This is a genomic window from Yersinia sp. Marseille-Q5920 (genome assembly GCF_946902935.1).
Taxonomy (GTDB): domain Bacteria; phylum Pseudomonadota; class Gammaproteobacteria; order Enterobacterales; family Enterobacteriaceae; genus Yersinia; species Yersinia rochesterensis.
The window spans coordinates 50,287-66,300 of sequence record NZ_CAMPQA010000011.1; the positions used below are offsets into that span (position 1 = coordinate 50,287).

Below are 16,014 nucleotides of genomic sequence, written 5' to 3' on the forward strand. Positions count from 1 at the left end.
TTTATTTACGTTGCAACATCGGTTTGAGGAATCGGGCCGTGTGTGATGCCGCGCATTCTGCGACCGTCTCTGGTGTGCCGGAAACTAAAATCTCGCCGCCGCCACTGCCGCCCTCTGGCCCCAAATCGACAATCCAGTCTGCGGTCTTAATCACATCCAGATTATGCTCAATGACCACAATGGTATTGCCTTGATCGCGCAGCTGATGCAACACCGCCAATAGCTGCTGAATATCAGCAAAGTGCAGGCCGGTGGTCGGTTCATCCAGAATATAGAGTGTCTGGCCGGTGCCGCGTTTTGACAGTTCGCGAGATAATTTGACTCGCTGCGCTTCCCCGCCCGATAAGGTGGTCGCTGACTGGCCGAGACAAATATATGACAGGCCCACATCCATCAAGGTTTGCAGCTTACGCGCCAATGCTGGCACCGCATCAAAGAACTCGCGCGCCTCTTCGATAGTCATCGCCAACACTTCGTGAATACTTTTGCCTTTGTATTTCACTTCCAGTGTTTCGCGGTTATAGCGCTTACCTTTACATTGATCGCAAGGGACATAAATGTCTGGCAGGAAGTGCATTTCAACTTTAATCACCCCGTCACCCTGACAGGCTTCGCAACGGCCGCCTTTCACGTTAAAGCTAAAGCGGCCCGGAGTATAACCTCGAGCGCGTGACTCAGGTACGCCCGCAAATAGCTCGCGAATGGGGGTAAATATGCCGGTATAAGTTGCCGGGTTAGAGCGCGGAGTCCGGCCAATCGGGCTTTGGTCAATATCGATAACTTTATCGAAATGCTCTAGCCCTTGGATATCACGATACGGAGCCGGCTCATTACTGGTCGCCCCGTTCAACTGGCGCTGCGCAATACTATATAAAGTATCATTGATAAGAGTGGACTTACCCGAGCCAGAAACCCCGGTAATGCAGCTAAATAGCCCGACCGGCAGTGTTAGCGTCACATCTTTCAGGTTATTGCCGCTGGCACCAATTAACTTCAATACTTTGCTTGGGTCACCCGCGACCCGTTGGGCTGGGATGGCAATTTCCCTCTTGCCGCTGAGGAACTGGCCGGTGAGTGACTTAGGAGCGGCCATAATGTCATCAACCGTCCCTTCTGCGACCACTTCACCGCCATGCACTCCGGCACCTGGGCCGATATCAATCACATGGTCGGCGGCCCGAATAGCATCTTCATCATGCTCCACCACAATCACGGTATTACCCAGATTTCGCAGGTGAATCAATGTTTCCAGTAAACGTTCATTATCGCGCTGATGCAAGCCGATGGACGGCTCATCGAGCACATACATGACGCCAACCAAACCGGCCCCAATCTGGCTGGCCAGGCGGATACGCTGCGCTTCGCCACCGGAGAGGGTTTCCGCCGAGCGGGACAGTGACAGATAATTTAGCCCGACGTTCACCAGGAATTTTAGCCGGTCGCCAATTTCTTTCAGTATTTTCTCGGCAATTTGCGCCCGCTGGCCGCTCAGTTTCATATTCTGGAAGAAACTCAGCGCATGGCCGATACTCAGTTCCGAGATTTCCGGCAATGTAGTTTTTTCAACAAAGACATAACGCGCTTCGCGGCGCAGGCGGGTGCCGTTGCATGAGGTACAAGAGCGGTTGCTGATAAATTTAGCCAGCTCTTCGCGCACCGCACTAGATTCGGTCTCTTTATAACGGCGTTCCATATTGTGCAGCACCCCCTCGAAAGGATGGCGGCGCACGGTGGTATCACCGCGGTCATTTATGTATTTGAATTCAATAGTATCTTTGCCAGAACCGTATAACACAGCTTTCTGTGTTGCGGCATCTAGCGAGTTAAATGGCGCTTCGATATCAAACTTATAATGATCCGCCAATGAACGTAGCATCTGGAAGTAATAGAAGTTGCGGCGATCCCAGCCACGAATTGCGCCACCCGCCAGTGACAGCTCCGGGTTTTGCAGCACACGGTCTGGGTCAAAGAATTGTTGCACGCCCAGACCATCACAGGTCGGGCAAGCACCGGCTGGGTTGTTAAAGGAAAACAGGCGTGGTTCCAGCTCACTCATGCTATAGCCGCAAATTGGGCAAGCAAAGTTGGCGGAGAATAACAACTCTTCGGCGTGTGGATCGTCCATATCGGCGACCACGGCAGTACCGCCGGAAAGCTCCAATGCTGTTTCAAATGATTCGGCCAGGCGCTGTGCCAGATCTTCGCGTACTTTAAAGCGATCGACCACCACTTCAATGGTGTGTTTCTTTTGCAGCTCTAATTTCGGTGGATCAGACAGATCGCAAACTTCGCCATCGATCCGCGCCCGGATATAGCCCTGCATAGCCAGATTTTCCAGCGTTTTGGTATGTTCGCCTTTGCGATCTTTTACCACTGGCGCCAGTAACATCAGGCGGCGGCCCTCGGGCTGACTGATGACGTTATCCACCATCTGGCTGACCGTTTGGGCCGCCAGCGGGACATCATGATCCGGGCAGCGCGGCTCGCCGACACGGGCAAACAGCAAACGCAGGTAATCATGGATTTCAGTGATAGTTCCCACGGTGGAGCGCGGGTTATGGGAGGTTGATTTTTGCTCGATGGAGATGGCCGGAGAGAGACCTTCAATATGGTCGACATCCGGTTTTTCCATCAGCGACAGAAATTGGCGCGCATAGGCGGAGAGAGACTCAACATAGCGGCGTTGCCCCTCGGCATACAGGGTGTCAAAAGCCAGTGAGGATTTGCCTGAACCCGATAGACCGGTGACCACGATCAGTTTGTCGCGCGGGATAATCAGGTTGATATTCTTAAGATTATGGGTGCGAGCGCCCCGAACTTCGATATTATCCATTCAAACATTTCCCGGATGTAAACTGAGCCTCTCAGCGTATCCCTTTCACCTTTCGTACTTGAAACTACAGAGTTGTTAGCTTGCTGCCTACCTGCAATTCCAATTACTTTGGGTGATATATAGGTGCATTTTGCAACACCCCAAAAGGACATAGCCAGTACGAAACGGATAATTATGACACAAAAAAACCTGAATGGATATCCAGTGTCCGGGTGCAATTAAGGCTGTTATTGCGATAAATCTGCTATACATTCCGCAGTTATGATCAGTTGTGCCCTTTGCCTATTAGCGTGTTAAACTTACTCGCTTATACTCGTCATACTTTAAGTTGCATGTGCGTTGACCGCCTTCCTGCAACTCGAATTATTTAGAGTATGTACTGTACAAAATTTATTTCATCAGGAGAGTTCACATGGCCAGCAGAGGCGTAAACAAAGTGATTTTGGTCGGGAATTTGGGCCAAGACCCGGAAGTCCGCTACATGCCGAACGGCGGCGCTGTTGCCAATATCACCCTGGCGACTTCCGAAAGCTGGCGTGATAAAGCCACTGGCGAGCAGAAAGAAAAGACGGAATGGCACCGTGTAGTGTTGTTCGGCAAGCTGGCAGAAGTCGCGGGTGAATATCTGCGCAAAGGCTCTCAGGTCTATATTGAGGGTGCTCTACAGACCCGTAAGTGGACAGATCAGGCTGGTGTTGAGAAATACACCACAGAAGTTGTGGTTAACGTGGGTGGCACCATGCAAATGCTGGGTGGCCGTCAAGGCGGTGGTGCTCCAGCGGGTGGTAGCGCACCACAAGAGGGGGGTGCACAAGGCGGTTGGGGTCAACCTCAGCAGCCACAAGGTGGCAATCAGTTCAGTGGCGGCCAGACTTCGCGCCCAGCTCAGCCTGCTCCAGCAGCACAACCACAAGGCGGCAATGAGCCACCAATGGATTTTGACGACGATATTCCGTTCTGATCCCGGTAATTCAAGACTGAGAAATCAAACCCAGTGTAATAGCTGGGTTTTTTATACTGACCAGTCAAGGCATTGACGCTATTTTATCACATTGTCGCTGAAGACCTGTCAGGATACTTTCTGCTAAGTCAGCCGGAAAATCAGCGGGAAGTCGAGCCTGTACCTGGGTGATAACTCGTGGTGTTGCGGCAATAACTTCGTCAATAATAGTGTCAGCGAGAGCGGCTCCCAATCCAACAATCTCGGCCTGTTTTCGCCAATGGCGTCGCTGTATCTGGTTAATTAAATAGTAATTTTTACTCCCTCGCACCGCCATCGCTAACTTGGTTTTCTGGGCCGCAATTTGATTACGGCCCGTCCCGATAATCGGATGGGTTGGCACATATCCTCTTGCGGTAACCTGACAATCCAGCGGCTATCATTCGATAGTCGTCGGTCAAAGCGTTCAACAATCAATGCCTTTTGGTCTTCAAACCGGCCAATTTCACAGCGGGCGGCCTTGTTCGTTTGCTAACCATTCTTGGGCATAACTCTGTGATTCTTCGCCTCGTTTTTTTTCCCAATAACCAACTCGCTGGCCGTTCATCCAGATATTGAGCCGTTGAGTTCGACGAGTCATATCACCAATCCTCTTGTTTTGATGGTAAATGTTTTGACGGTAAATTTATCGCCTGACTTTTTTCTGACGGGTGCGTTTTACTGGGATGCGAGCTGACGTTTTTTTTCTCACCAAGGATCAGCTCGATATCTAAAAGATGCAATATTTTAAAAAGCCGTTCAACACTGGCCGATGCAGGATTAGCCTCAAGCTTTGCATAGGACTGTTGGGTAATGCCTAATAGTTGGGCCAAGCTGGCCTGAGTCAGCCCTTTATTCTTTCGAAAGCCAATTAATGTAGGGCGCAATTGACTCAAAATTTTAATAGGATAATCCATCAAGACCTCCTCAGGGAATGGTGCGCAATAACATAATACAGCATATAAACTGTAATCTCACAATACAACGAATAAGCTGTAAAGAAGAAATACAGACTATAAGTTGTGATTTGATAGTACAGCTTTTAGATTGTTATGGTGGATTACAATCTAAAGGCTGTTTTTATGATAATATCAGAATAAATAACGTTATCTGGCTCTCGACTATAATAACTTCTTTAGCATTGTAACTTTCTCGGTCGCTTATCATATGGAGCATGGTTATGGTCATTGTTCACCATCTGAATAATTCACGTTCACAACGAATCTTGTGGATGCTGGAAGAGTTACAAGTTCCCTACGAGTTGAAGCGCTATCAGCGCGACCCCAGCAGCTTGTTGGCACCACCGGAGTTGAAAAAAATCCACCCGTTGGGGAAATCGCCAGTGATTACTGATGGCGACCTGACACTGGCGGAATCAGGAGCCATTATCGAGTATCTACAGGAAACCTATGATGCACAGGGCTTGTTTAAACCCACTGGCCATTATGATCGCCAACAATTCCGTTATTGGATGCATTATGCTGAAGGGTCATTGATGCCGTTGCTGGTGATGAAGCTTATTTTCAGCCGCTTCGGTGGGCCGCCAGTGCCGTGGATTATTCGCCCGGTAGCCAAGGCATTGGGTGATGGGGTACAAAAAAGTTATTTGAATAAGCAAATAGCCACTCATCGCGATTATCTGGAACAACATTTAGCAAAGAATCAATGGTTTGCCGGCAGTGATTTCAGTGCCGCAGATATTCAAATGAGTTTTCCTATCGAGGCAATCAACACCCGTAATGGGCTTGAGGGCTTGCCAAAACTGCAAAATTTCTTGGTGCGTATCCATCAGCGCCCGGCTTATCAGCAGGCGATTGAAAAGGGCGGCGCTTTCAAATTAGAAAATGGATAAATCTACATGTGTTCCCTAATTAATGTCTCCCAGACAAATTAATGTAAGAAAATGCATTAAATGTCGCTTTCTGATGTTGATTAGTCGCTACGAATAGCTAGATAATCGTTTGCCTTACAATAAGGCTATTTTATTTGCCATTTTGAACTTGGGCAGTGCTAAAAATCCTCACGTACCGAGTGTACGCTCCGGTTTTTGCGCGCTGGCCGCGTCCAAACTGCCTGCAACAATGACGCTTATTGTAGTTTTTCTTCGATTTTTTTCAGTCATGCGTGTTTCCAGCTAATCGTTTGCTATTTTCTCCGTCATATCGGCGTTGGGAGAATTGACGAGTTAATCGGCAGAGACGGAAACGATTACGTTTGGAAAGGGCGCGGGCTTGTTGACTACTTTAAAATGACACACAGGGGACATAACCATGTCTAGCACCAATCCTCAGGGGAACCAGGCAGTCAAGCCAAAAGGTTCGCTTGATGCGTTTTTCAAGCTTAGTGAACGTGGCAGTAATGTACGCCAGGAAGTGCTGGCTGGCCTGACGACTTTTCTTGCCATGGTTTATTCGGTCATTGTTGTGCCGAGTATGTTAGGTAAAGCGGGCTTCCCCCCAACCGCAGTGTTTGTTGCTACCTGTCTGGTTGCTGGCTTGGGTTCTTTGTTGATGGGGTTGTGGGCGAATTTGCCAATGGCCATTGGCTGCGCCATCTCATTGACGGCGTTTACAGCATTTAGCTTGGTATTGGGCCAGCATATCAGTATTCCTGTCGCCTTGGGCGCGGTATTCCTGATGGGCGTGCTGTTTACTATTATCTCCGTCACCGGTATCCGCTCGTGGATATTGCGTAACTTGCCGATGGGCGTAGCACACGGTACCGGCATTGGTATTGGTTTGTTTTTGCTGCTCATTGCCGCGAATGGTGTCGGCTTGGTAATCAAAAACCCGATTGAAGGTTTGCCAGTCGCGCTGGGCGCTTTTACTTCTTTCCCGGTTATTATGACGTTATTGGGCTTGGCGGTGATTTTCGGGCTGGAAAAACTGCGGGTACCGGGTGGTATTCTGTTGGTGATTATTGCCATCTCAATTATCGGCCTGATTTTTGACCCAAGTGTGACTTACCAAGGGCTGTTTGCCATGCCAAGCCTGGCAGATGCTAACGGTAACTCATTGATTTTCAGTCTTGATATCATGGGCGCACTGAATCCTGTGGTGCTGCCAAGTGTGTTGGCGTTGGTGATGACGGCAGTCTTTGATGCTACCGGCACCATTCGCGCGGTAGCTGGGCAAGCCAACTTGCTGGATAAAGACGGCCAGATTATCAGTGGCGGCAAAGCGCTGACCTCTGACTCGGTCAGCAGCATCTTCGCCGGTTTGGTCGGCGCGGCACCAGCGGCAGTTTACATTGAATCCGCTGCTGGCACGGCGGCTGGCGGCAAAACCGGTATGACGGCCACTGTCGTCGGTATTTTGTTCCTGTTTATGCTGTTCCTTTCTCCGCTTTCCTATTTGGTTCCGGCATATGCGACGGCACCTGCGCTGATGTATGTCGGTTTGTTGATGTTGAGCAATGTCGCTAAATTGGATTTCGAAGATTTCGTTGATGCAATGTCCGGCCTACTCTGCGCGGTGTTTATCGTGCTGACTTGTAATATCGTCACCGGTATTATGCTGGGCTTCAGTTCACTGGTGATTGGCCGCATTTTCTCTGGTGAATGGCGTAAATTGAACCTCGGCACCGTGATTATCGCGGTTGCGCTGGTGGCATTCTATGCTGGTGGCTGGGCAATCTAAGCTCTCTGATATTGGGGGTATCCTGCCCCCAATATTGTCACTAGACTAATATCCCTATTTTCTTTGTTTTTCCTGCCATCAATTACCGATTTTTTTCCCCGCTGCGCAAAAAATTGATCTACTATCAAAAGCTACGCTTCGGCCCTGTCTATGGGGGGGCGCTCAGGTTTTAAGTTGAGATAAATTAAGTTGAGTCGAGTCTAAGGAAAGCATGGAAATCTTTTTTACAATCCTCATCCTGATTTTGGTGGTGTCGCTTTCCGGCGTCGTCACCCGGATGTTGCCGTTTCAAATCCCTCTCCCATTAATGCAGATTGTTTTTGGTGCCTTATTGGCTTTCCCCCACTTTGGTTTGCATGTTGATTTTGACCCTGAATTATTCTTGGTGCTGTTTATTCCGCCGCTGTTATTTGCTGACGGCTGGAAAACACCGACACGGGAATTTATCCACCATGGGCGGGAAATATTTGGTCTAGCCCTGGCTTTGGTGTTGGTCACGATTGTGGGCGTCGGCTACCTGATTTACTGGATGGTGCCGGGTATTCCGCTGGTCGCCGCCTTTGCGCTGGCGGCGGTATTGTCGCCAACTGATGCGGTGGCGTTGTCCGGTATTGTGGGGAAAGGGCGCATACCTAAATCGATTATGGGCGTACTGGAAGGGGAGGCATTGATGAATGATGCTTCCGGTCTGGTGGCGCTGAAATTTGCCATTGCCGTGGCGATGGGCACCATGGTGTTTACGGTTTCCGGCGCGACGCTAGAATTCCTGAAAATGGCGATTGGTGGGCTGTTGGCCGGTGTGGCTGTTACCTGGCTATACAGTAAATCGCTGCGTTTGATGAGCCGCTGGAGTGGTGATGACCCGGCAACACAAATCGTCTTGCTGCTGCTGTTGCCGTTCGCCTCTTACTTGATTGCCGAGCATATTGGGGTTTCCGGCATTTTGGCTGCGGTGGCTGCGGGGATGACCATCAGTCAGTCTGGCGTGATCCGTAACGCGCCACTGACCATGCGGTTACGCGCCGACAGTGTATGGTCGATGCTAGAATTTGTGTTTAACGGCATGGTGTTTATCCTGCTGGGCCTGCAATTACCGGGCATTCTGGAAACCTCGATCGTGCAGGCCGAACTGGACCCGACGATTCAAACCTGGAACCTGTTCGCCGATGTCGCCATCATTTATGGTGCCTTGCTGGTGCTGCGGTTTAGCTGGTTGTGGTCGATGAAGAAAATCAGCAAGCGAGTGTTGACCAAGCGGCCATTGGAATTTGGCAATTACACCACCCGCGAGCTATGGGTTGCTTCGTTCGCCGGGGTGCGCGGGGCAATTACATTGGCCGGTGTGCTGTCCATTCCGTTATTCCTCAGTGATGGCTCGGCTTTCCCATCCCGTTACCAATTGGTATTTATCGCCACCGGCGTGATTTTGCTATCAGTCATTGTCGGGGTCATTGCTTTGCCACCATTGCTGCGCGGTGTAGTGATGGCCGATAAAAGTGCCAGCCGCGAAGAAATTCGTTTGGCGAGGGCGGCGGCGGCGGAAGTGGCGATTGTCAGCTTGAATAAGATGGAAGAGCGCCTGGCCGCCAGCAGTGAGGAGAATATCGACCCTGAATTACTGAAAGAAGTCAGTTCACGGGTGATTGGTACTCTGCGACGGCGAACTGGTAGCAAAGATGAAATCGAAAATACCTTATTGATAGAAAATCTGGAGCGGCGTTTCCGCTTAACGGCCTTGCGGGCTGAGCGTGGCGAGCTGTATCACTTGCGCGCCACACAGAAAATCAGTAACGAAACCCTGCAAAAACTGCTGCATGATTTGGATCTGTTAGAAGCGCTGTTAATCGAAAAAGAAGGTTAATTTACCTTAAACCGGCTACTCATCAGTGGCCGGTTTTATCTCAACCAATGAACCATTGGGCCAAAACTCACGGCAGCGGCTAATCCAAGCTTGCGCACTGTGAGAAAGGTAGCTTCCTTGACGCCATATCAATCCTAATTGCCAAGGCATCAGCGGCTCTAATGGTAGCCACAACAGCGCGTTTTTATCCAGCCGCTGGCAAATAGGTTCCGGCAAAATGGCGATACCAATATTGGCCTGCACCATGGCGGCGAGAAAGTCCCATTGACCGCTACGCACGGCAATTTGGGGGGTAAAACCACCGAGGGTAAAAGCATCCATTAACTGGCGATAAAGGGCAAAATCCTCGTTATAAATCAGGATGGGAAGGTCTGCTAACTCGGGAATACTGATGGTGGTGCGGTTAAGCCAAAATGCGGTGCGCGGTACCACCACACAAAGAGGGTGACTGAACAGCGGCAATGATGTCAGCGGCAAATTGATATCGGCAGGTAGGGCGGTCAGGGCTAAATCAAGCTCACCGGACAACACAGCTTGTTGCACGGTTAAACCACCGAATTCGGCAATTTGTAGCTCAATACCGGGATAACTTCGGCGAAACTCGCTGATAAGCACCGCCATTTGTGTGCCAACCATCGGCGGAATACCTAGCCGCAACCTGCCTTTTTTCAATGAACTGATGTCTTCCAGTTCCGCTTCCAACTGCTGAAATTGGTCGAGGATAGCCAGCCCGCGCTGATAAACCGCCTGTCCGCTGTCAGTTAAATGTAGGCGTCGCCCTTCACGAGTCAATAGACTGCATTCCAATTCATTCTCTAAATTGCGCAGCATTTTGCTGATGGTGGGCTGGGTGACAAACAGTTTCTCTGCCGCTCGAGTAAAGCTTTGCTGGCGCACCACTTCGACGAAATAACGCAGTGTTCTGATATCCATCTGTTTTCCTGTCAATGAGTGAGGCCTGGGGGAACAAAGTATGCCATTTAGGCATGATTCTAATGATTTTAATTCATTTTTCGCAAGGTTACCTGCGGCCTATACTGAGCACTGGTAAAATTACCCGCCGGGGTTTCTTATGTCGTTGGCGTTACGCAGTTTTGCGCCGTCTGTTCTCTCGCGTTTACAGGTGCCGGTTCAGGTGGCGCTGTATGCCGGGCTGTTTATTATTGCTGACCAACTGGTGAGCCTCTTCCATCTGCCATTGCCCGCCAATATCGTCGGCATGTTATTGCTGCTGGCTATGATTATGCTGCGTATTTTACCGGTACGCTGGGTTCAAGCCGGTTCGCGCTGGCTGTTGGCTGAAATGCTGCTGTTCTTTGTTCCTGCAGTGGTGGCGGTGGTGAATTACGCGCAATTAATTATGGTAGATGGTTGGAAAATTTTTGCTGTTATCGCGGTCAGCACCACATTGACACTCGCGGCGACGGGGTTGGTGGTTGACCGGGTTTACCGTTTTGAGGTGTGGCTGCAACGCCGCAAATCTCATCATCATGAATGATTTTATTATCAGTATCCTGTGCTTCCTGGCAACCCTGGCTCTTTACTTTGCCAACAAAAAACTCTATCGCCGCCGCCGCTCATTGCTGCTGATGCCCTTGGTGTTGACCCCGATGGTGTTGGTGTTGCTGCTGGTAGTCACCCATATCTCTTATCAAGATTATATTGGTGAGACACATTGGTTACTGTGGCTTTTGGGGCCTGCGACCATTGCCTTTGCCGTGCCAGTTTATGAGAATCTGTCGATTATTCGCCGTCACTGGTTGTCTCTCACTGCGGGCGTTATCACGGCGATTACTGTGGCGGTAGTCAGTTCGGTGTGGCTGGCGAAGTTATTAACTCTCTCGGAAGAAGTGCAGCGCAGTTTAGCGGTGCGCTCGATTACCACACCTTTTGCCCTGGAAGCCGCAAAGCAGTTGGGCGGGCAGCCGGACTTAGTCGCGCTGTTTGTGGTGATTACCGGGGTCTTCGGCATGGCGGTCGGGGATTTGCTGTTTCTGCGCCTTTCTGTGCGCAGCGGATTGGCAAAAGGCGCGGGCCTTGGGGCCTCCTCTCACGGGGCGGGTACTGCCAAAGCCTATGAAATGGGGCAACAAGAGGGCGTAGTATCCAGCTTGGTGATGATGCTGGCCGGTATTATTACAGTCATCAGCGCACCGCTGATTGGCCATGTTCTGTGGTAATGATAATAACGCATTCTGGATGAGTGAATAATCGGTGCCAAAATCACTGATGTTTACTCAATAATTTCCTGCGATGTATAAAATAGCCATATAAATAGAAAGGTTGAATGATATTGCGGCCCATATTTTATCAGGGTAGTAATATAAAAAACTGCATATACCGGTGAAATTCGGATTTTTTGAATTCCCAATTCGTTATCTAATTCCTCTGAGAAAGTTTTTACCTCGTATATTAGATAAAAGGAAAGGGATTATGCCTCATTATTTAACGGTTTTGATTTGTGGGTTACCCTGGTTGTTCACCGCCAGTTGTCTGGCACAAGCGGATGTCGAAACAACAAAATGCAGCAATACGGATTTTTCTCAGGTTTTATCCTGTTATAAGGATAAATTGTCCAGCGAGCCGCTTATTTACAATTTGCTGAGTCAGGAGGATTTACCGGGGCTAGAATGGCGTCGTTACCAACTGACTTCTCAACAGTGGGCACCTGAGAATTTGGTCTCCCCTGCCGCCTGGCAGCATGAGGTTGAGATCTTTATTCCAAGTGACAGTACCTCGACGCAAGGTTTGGTTGTTATTAATAATGGTATTAACCACGCAACCAGCACGGTTCCTGCCTCTGGCCCGACTGATTTCTCCATCGACTCATTAAAAAATATTGCCCGGGAAACGAATACCGTGGTGATATCAATCAGCACTATTCCCAATCAATATCTTGAATATCAACAGGATGGTGTACCACGCAAGGAGGATTACAGTGTCGCCCGTAGCTGGACTTTATTTATGGATGCACCGGAGTCTCGTTCTACCTTGCCCTTGCACGTCCCCATGGCGGCGGCAGTTTCTCAGGTCATGACCCTAGCCCAACAAGCTTTGCCGGAAAAAGCATTAGACAGTTTTATTGTCACCGGCTTATCCAAACGGGGCTGGACAACCTGGCTCACGTCGCTTGCTGATACCCGGGTTGTGGCCATGGTGCCCTTTGTTATTGATCTGCTTGATACCCGCGCTGCATTGGAACATATGTATAAATCTTATGGTGGGAACTGGCCCATTGCTTTCGCCCCTTATTATCAGGACGAAATTGATAAAAAGTTGGAGACTGTCGGCTTTTCTAAATTGATGCAGATTATTGATCCCATGCAATATATGGGAACTGAGTATCAATCCCGGCTGAGTATTCCTAAATATATTATCAATGCCAGTGGCGACGATTTTTATGTGCCTGATAATACAGATTTTTATTACGATAAATTACCGGGTGAAAAAGTCTTGAGGGTGGCACCCAATTCCAGCCACTATGGTATTAAGGCTTTCAGCGAACAGTCTTTGATTCCCTTGGTTAATCGCCTACGGCAATCCACTGCCTTGCCGCAAGTGGATGTCAGCATCGGAATGAAAGAAAAGGTGCAAACAATGAAGGTAACGCTGTCCGAGACGCCGAATAAAGTGCTGCTATGGGCTGCGGCAAATAATGATGCGCGGGATTTCCGCTATGCCTGTGATGTGCGCTACGCCGAATTCCCACTGGCGGTAACACCGGAAAATACCATTGAAATTGCGTTTATTACACCAGCTTCCGGCTGGCAGGCGACTTTTATTGAGGCCACTTTCAGTGATGGCTTCGTGGCCACGACACCGGTATATATCTTGCCGAAAGAGAGTTTCCCGACGTCGGCACCACCTACCATCGGGACTGCTTGCAAAACGTTGGAGGGGCGTCAGGCCGAAGTAATAGAAGACACTGAGTCCACAAACAGTCCAGTGGAAACAGAAAATACAGTGGTAAACAAATAGCATTGGGGCAATTTTAGATAATAAAAAACCCGGTGAAGGCCGGGTTTTTCATATTTATGCTGTGCTTAATAGAGTGATGCTTCACCCGCTGGGCGCGTTTTAAAGCGGCGGTGCAACCAAAGATATTGCTCGGGTGCGCGCATGATTTCTTTTTCAATCACTTTATTCATGTAACGGGCGGCGGCTAATTCGTCATCTATTGGATAATCTTCCAATGCTGGTTGGATAAGCAGGTCATAGCCGCTGCCATCTGTTTTGCGCAGTAACACTAATGGCAGCAACGCCGGTTTTGCCAGGCGGGCCAACATAAAGGTACCGCTTGTGGTGGCGGCTTGATCAACGGCAAAAAAGGGTGCAAAAACACTGCCTCGCGGGCCGTAATCTTGATCTGGGGCGAACCAAACGGCTTCACCTTTCTTCAATGCGTGCACCATACCGCGTAGGTCTTTACGATCCAACATCGCCTTATTGGAGCGCATTCGGCCCCAAGTCTGTACTAATTCCATCACTTTATTATTGTGTGGGCGGTACATTGCCATCATCGGTTGGCATTGGCCCATGACTCGGCCACCCAGTTCCAGCGACATAAAATGTACGCCAATCACCAAGACACCGCGTTTGCCTTCCTGCGCTTTTTTCAGGTTATTCAGACCGGAGACGGTAAACCAGCGCTTGACGCGCGCATCGGGCCAAAACCACGCCATACCTGTTTCCAGCAACCCCATACCCAAGGATTCAAAATTACCCACAATCGTCTGCTCGAGGGTGGTTTTGTCCATATCAGGGAAGCACAGTTCGAGGTTACGTCGGGCGATGGAAACCCGTCGCTTGAGAAAGCGCATTGAGGTACGTCCGAGCCAAATCCCCAATTTATTTATCAGCGGGTAGGGCAGTTGGACTAATAGAAATAGCACACCAAGGCCAAACCAAGTTAGCCAATAGCGCGGGTGGAGCAGTGAAATATGGAATTTCTGCGGTTTTATCATATGAACTCTATCGTTATGCGTTAAGTGCGAGCTTGTAACGCATAAGGATATAACTCGATAGCGATACATATCTTCAGACACCGTAGGTCAATTATCGTTTTCGTGAATACGATAATTGACGCAATATTTACATTAAAAGCGGTGTTCGCGTAGTGAATGGTCACAAAAGAGAGGCTATCGGTAAGCGAGGTGAGCTTTCCATCAATTATATCATAATCACGGTAAATGATATAAAAAGATGGATGGCGAAGATGTTGTTTATACACCGTGCCAGTGTAACAGTGCGGTTATCTGTTTGGTCTTCTTACCAGAAACCCAATACTTTCCACCATACGCTGCCGATAATTAGCCAGATAGGAATGACCACCAAACTGATTAGAAAACCGATTTTCCACCAGGTTGTGAGGGGGATAAAGTTGCAACCAAATAGGATAGCAGCAGGGCCACCGGAGTAATGTGTGGTCGCCATATACAAGTTACTGAACATGCCAAACACCAATCCTGTCAGCATTGGCGGTGCGCCTGCCGATATAGTGATAGAAACAAAAATCGTATACATGGCGCTGATATGGGCAATGGCGCTGGCCATCATATAGTGGCTGTAATAGTACGCCAGCAGTAGAATCCCCATCATCGGTACCCAATTCATGCCCTGTACCGAACCTGCCATTGAGGCTCCAAACCAGCGAATAAACCCCAGCTTATTCAGTTGGCTAGCGAGTGTTAGCAGCACCGCAAACCAAATCATAGTATGCCATGCTTCTTTCTCGGCAATGACATCATCCCAAGTCAGTACGCCGCTCAGCAGCAAGATAGCCAGACCAATAAAGGCGGTTATGGTGGCATCAATATTTAGCATAGTGCCACACACCCACAGGGTTACCAGCCCAATGAATACTGATAACACGATCCATTCATTGCGGCTCATTCGCCCCATTTCCTTCAGTTTTACAATGGCCTGTGCGCGCATTTCTGGGGTTTTTTTCAATTCCGGCGGATAAAAGCGATACAGTAGCAATGGGATGACCGTGAGAGAGATTAAACCCGGGACAATCGCGGCCAGCGCCCAACTGGCCCAGGTAATGGTTATTCCCATCTCGCCAGCCAGCTTACCTATCATCGGGTTACCGGCCATTGACGTCAGAAACATGGCACAAATAATGGCATTACACTGGACGATACATTGCACCAAAAAAGCCCCGATTTTGCGTTCAGTGCTTTGCTCGGGGTTTGATTCATATACATCAGATATCGAGCGAAATAGCGGTGTAATGATGCCACCACAACGAGCAGCAGTAGATGGCATCGCGGGTGCGAACAGTAAATCGGTGAGCACCAAACCGTAAGCCAGACCCAATGAACTATGGCCTAACTTACTGATAAATAAGTAACCGACCCGGCGGCCAAAACCTGTTTTAATAAAACTGCGTGAGATAAAGAAAGCGCAGGCTATCATCCAGATGATGGGATCAGAAAAACCAGCGAGCACTTCTTTAATGCTCAGCAAGCCGGTGGCGGTGGCGGCTGTCAGACCGAATACTGCCATGGCACCTAACGGATAAGGTGAGAGAATCACACCAATCACTGTCGCGGCAAAGACCGCCATGAGGTGCCAGGCGCGTGGGTCAACAGATTCTGGTACTGGGCTAAACCAGATGCTTATCCCAATTAATAGGATAAGCAGCATTTTTCCTATTCGTGTTTTGAGTATCAACATGATTATTTACCCTGATGTTATT

General features: G+C 49.3%; 15 protein-coding genes. 7 read left to right on the forward strand and 8 right to left on the reverse strand.

Translation table 11 applies throughout. The annotated features are described in order from the left end of the window. Position 1: 1 nt before the first annotated feature. Positions 2–2,833 (reverse strand): excinuclease ABC subunit UvrA, encoded by a 2,832-nt coding sequence (gene uvrA / locus OVO64_RS15455; protein WP_038638557.1) that lies wholly within the window; start codon positions 2,831–2,833, stop codon positions 2–4. A 412-nt stretch (positions 2,834–3,245) separates the two neighbouring features. On the opposite strand from uvrA, the gene OVO64_RS15460 reads away from it, so the two are divergent. After that, positions 3,246–3,794 (forward strand): single-stranded DNA-binding protein, encoded by a 549-nt coding sequence (locus tag OVO64_RS15460; protein WP_267248881.1) that lies wholly within the window; start codon positions 3,246–3,248, stop codon positions 3,792–3,794. 64 nt (positions 3,795–3,858) lie between these two features. Here OVO64_RS15460 and OVO64_RS15465 read toward each other — a convergent pair whose 3' ends face one another. From OVO64_RS15465 to OVO64_RS15475, 4 genes are read right to left on the reverse strand one after another with little or no spacing between them, the layout of a single operon-like run. Further along, on the reverse strand, positions 3,859–4,176 hold the full coding sequence (locus OVO64_RS15465; RefSeq protein WP_038638562.1) for a hypothetical protein: 318 nt from the start codon (positions 4,174–4,176) through the stop codon (positions 3,859–3,861). Further along, a complete protein-coding gene (locus OVO64_RS20555; RefSeq protein WP_322887870.1) occupies positions 4,113–4,250 on the reverse strand; it encodes a hypothetical protein in 138 nt (45 codons plus the stop codon). Before OVO64_RS20555 ends, OVO64_RS15465 begins: the two co-directional genes overlap by 64 nt. 28 nt (positions 4,251–4,278) lie before the next feature. Next, the gene (locus OVO64_RS15470; protein ID WP_267248882.1) at positions 4,279–4,413 is read right to left on the reverse strand and encodes a hypothetical protein; all 135 of its coding nucleotides are present in this window, start codon (positions 4,411–4,413) and stop codon (positions 4,279–4,281) included. 1 nt (position 4,414) lies between these two features. Continuing rightward, complete coding sequence (locus tag OVO64_RS15475) at positions 4,415–4,729, reverse strand: helix-turn-helix transcriptional regulator (RefSeq protein ID WP_038638565.1); 315 nt, start codon at positions 4,727–4,729, stop codon at positions 4,415–4,417. Positions 4,730–4,992: 263 nt separating this feature from the next. On the opposite strand from OVO64_RS15475, the gene OVO64_RS15480 reads away from it, so the two are divergent. The 3 genes from OVO64_RS15480 to OVO64_RS15490 all read left to right on the forward strand — a co-directional run bounded on the left by OVO64_RS15480 (position 4,993) and on the right by OVO64_RS15490 (position 9,311). Beyond that, complete coding sequence (locus OVO64_RS15480) at positions 4,993–5,664, forward strand: glutathione S-transferase family protein (RefSeq protein ID WP_038638568.1); 672 nt, start codon at positions 4,993–4,995, stop codon at positions 5,662–5,664. A gap of 418 nt (positions 5,665–6,082) precedes the next feature. Beyond that, positions 6,083–7,450 (forward strand): NCS2 family permease, encoded by a 1,368-nt coding sequence (locus tag OVO64_RS15485; protein WP_038638571.1) that lies wholly within the window; start codon positions 6,083–6,085, stop codon positions 7,448–7,450. A gap of 211 nt (positions 7,451–7,661) precedes the next feature. Then, positions 7,662–9,311, forward strand: a complete 1,650-nt coding sequence (locus tag OVO64_RS15490) for a Na+/H+ antiporter (RefSeq protein WP_145510163.1) — start codon at positions 7,662–7,664, stop codon at positions 9,309–9,311. A 15-nt stretch (positions 9,312–9,326) separates the two neighbouring features. Here the strand turns inward: OVO64_RS15490 and OVO64_RS15495 are convergent, their stop codons facing one another. After that, the gene (locus tag OVO64_RS15495; RefSeq protein WP_098081056.1) at positions 9,327–10,244 is read right to left on the reverse strand and encodes a LysR family transcriptional regulator; all 918 of its coding nucleotides are present in this window, start codon (positions 10,242–10,244) and stop codon (positions 9,327–9,329) included. A gap of 139 nt (positions 10,245–10,383) precedes the next feature. Between OVO64_RS15495 and OVO64_RS15500 the strand changes: the two genes are divergently transcribed. The 3 genes from OVO64_RS15500 to OVO64_RS15510 all read left to right on the forward strand — a co-directional run bounded on the left by OVO64_RS15500 (position 10,384) and on the right by OVO64_RS15510 (position 13,289). Then, positions 10,384–10,809: a CidA/LrgA family protein gene (locus OVO64_RS15500; protein ID WP_004391833.1), complete on the forward strand. Its 426-nt coding sequence runs from the start codon at positions 10,384–10,386 to the stop codon at positions 10,807–10,809. Beyond that, on the forward strand, positions 10,802–11,491 hold the full coding sequence (locus OVO64_RS15505) for an LrgB family protein (protein ID WP_049561373.1): 690 nt from the start codon (positions 10,802–10,804) through the stop codon (positions 11,489–11,491). Before OVO64_RS15500 ends, OVO64_RS15505 begins: the two co-directional genes overlap by 8 nt. Positions 11,492–11,744: 253 nt before the next feature. Next, the gene (locus OVO64_RS15510; RefSeq protein WP_042562486.1) at positions 11,745–13,289 is read left to right on the forward strand and encodes a PhoPQ-activated pathogenicity-related family protein; all 1,545 of its coding nucleotides are present in this window, start codon (positions 11,745–11,747) and stop codon (positions 13,287–13,289) included. Between the two features lie 65 nt (positions 13,290–13,354). Here the strand turns inward: OVO64_RS15510 and lpxP are convergent, their stop codons facing one another. Beyond that, positions 13,355–14,275, reverse strand: coding sequence for a kdo(2)-lipid IV(A) palmitoleoyltransferase (gene lpxP, locus OVO64_RS15515; protein WP_038638585.1), 921 nt, complete (start codon positions 14,273–14,275; stop codon positions 13,355–13,357). A gap of 304 nt (positions 14,276–14,579) precedes the next feature. Continuing rightward, on the reverse strand, positions 14,580–15,992 hold the full coding sequence (locus OVO64_RS15520) for a DASS family sodium-coupled anion symporter (RefSeq protein WP_038638588.1): 1,413 nt from the start codon (positions 15,990–15,992) through the stop codon (positions 14,580–14,582). Between the last annotated feature and the right edge of the window lie 22 nt (positions 15,993–16,014).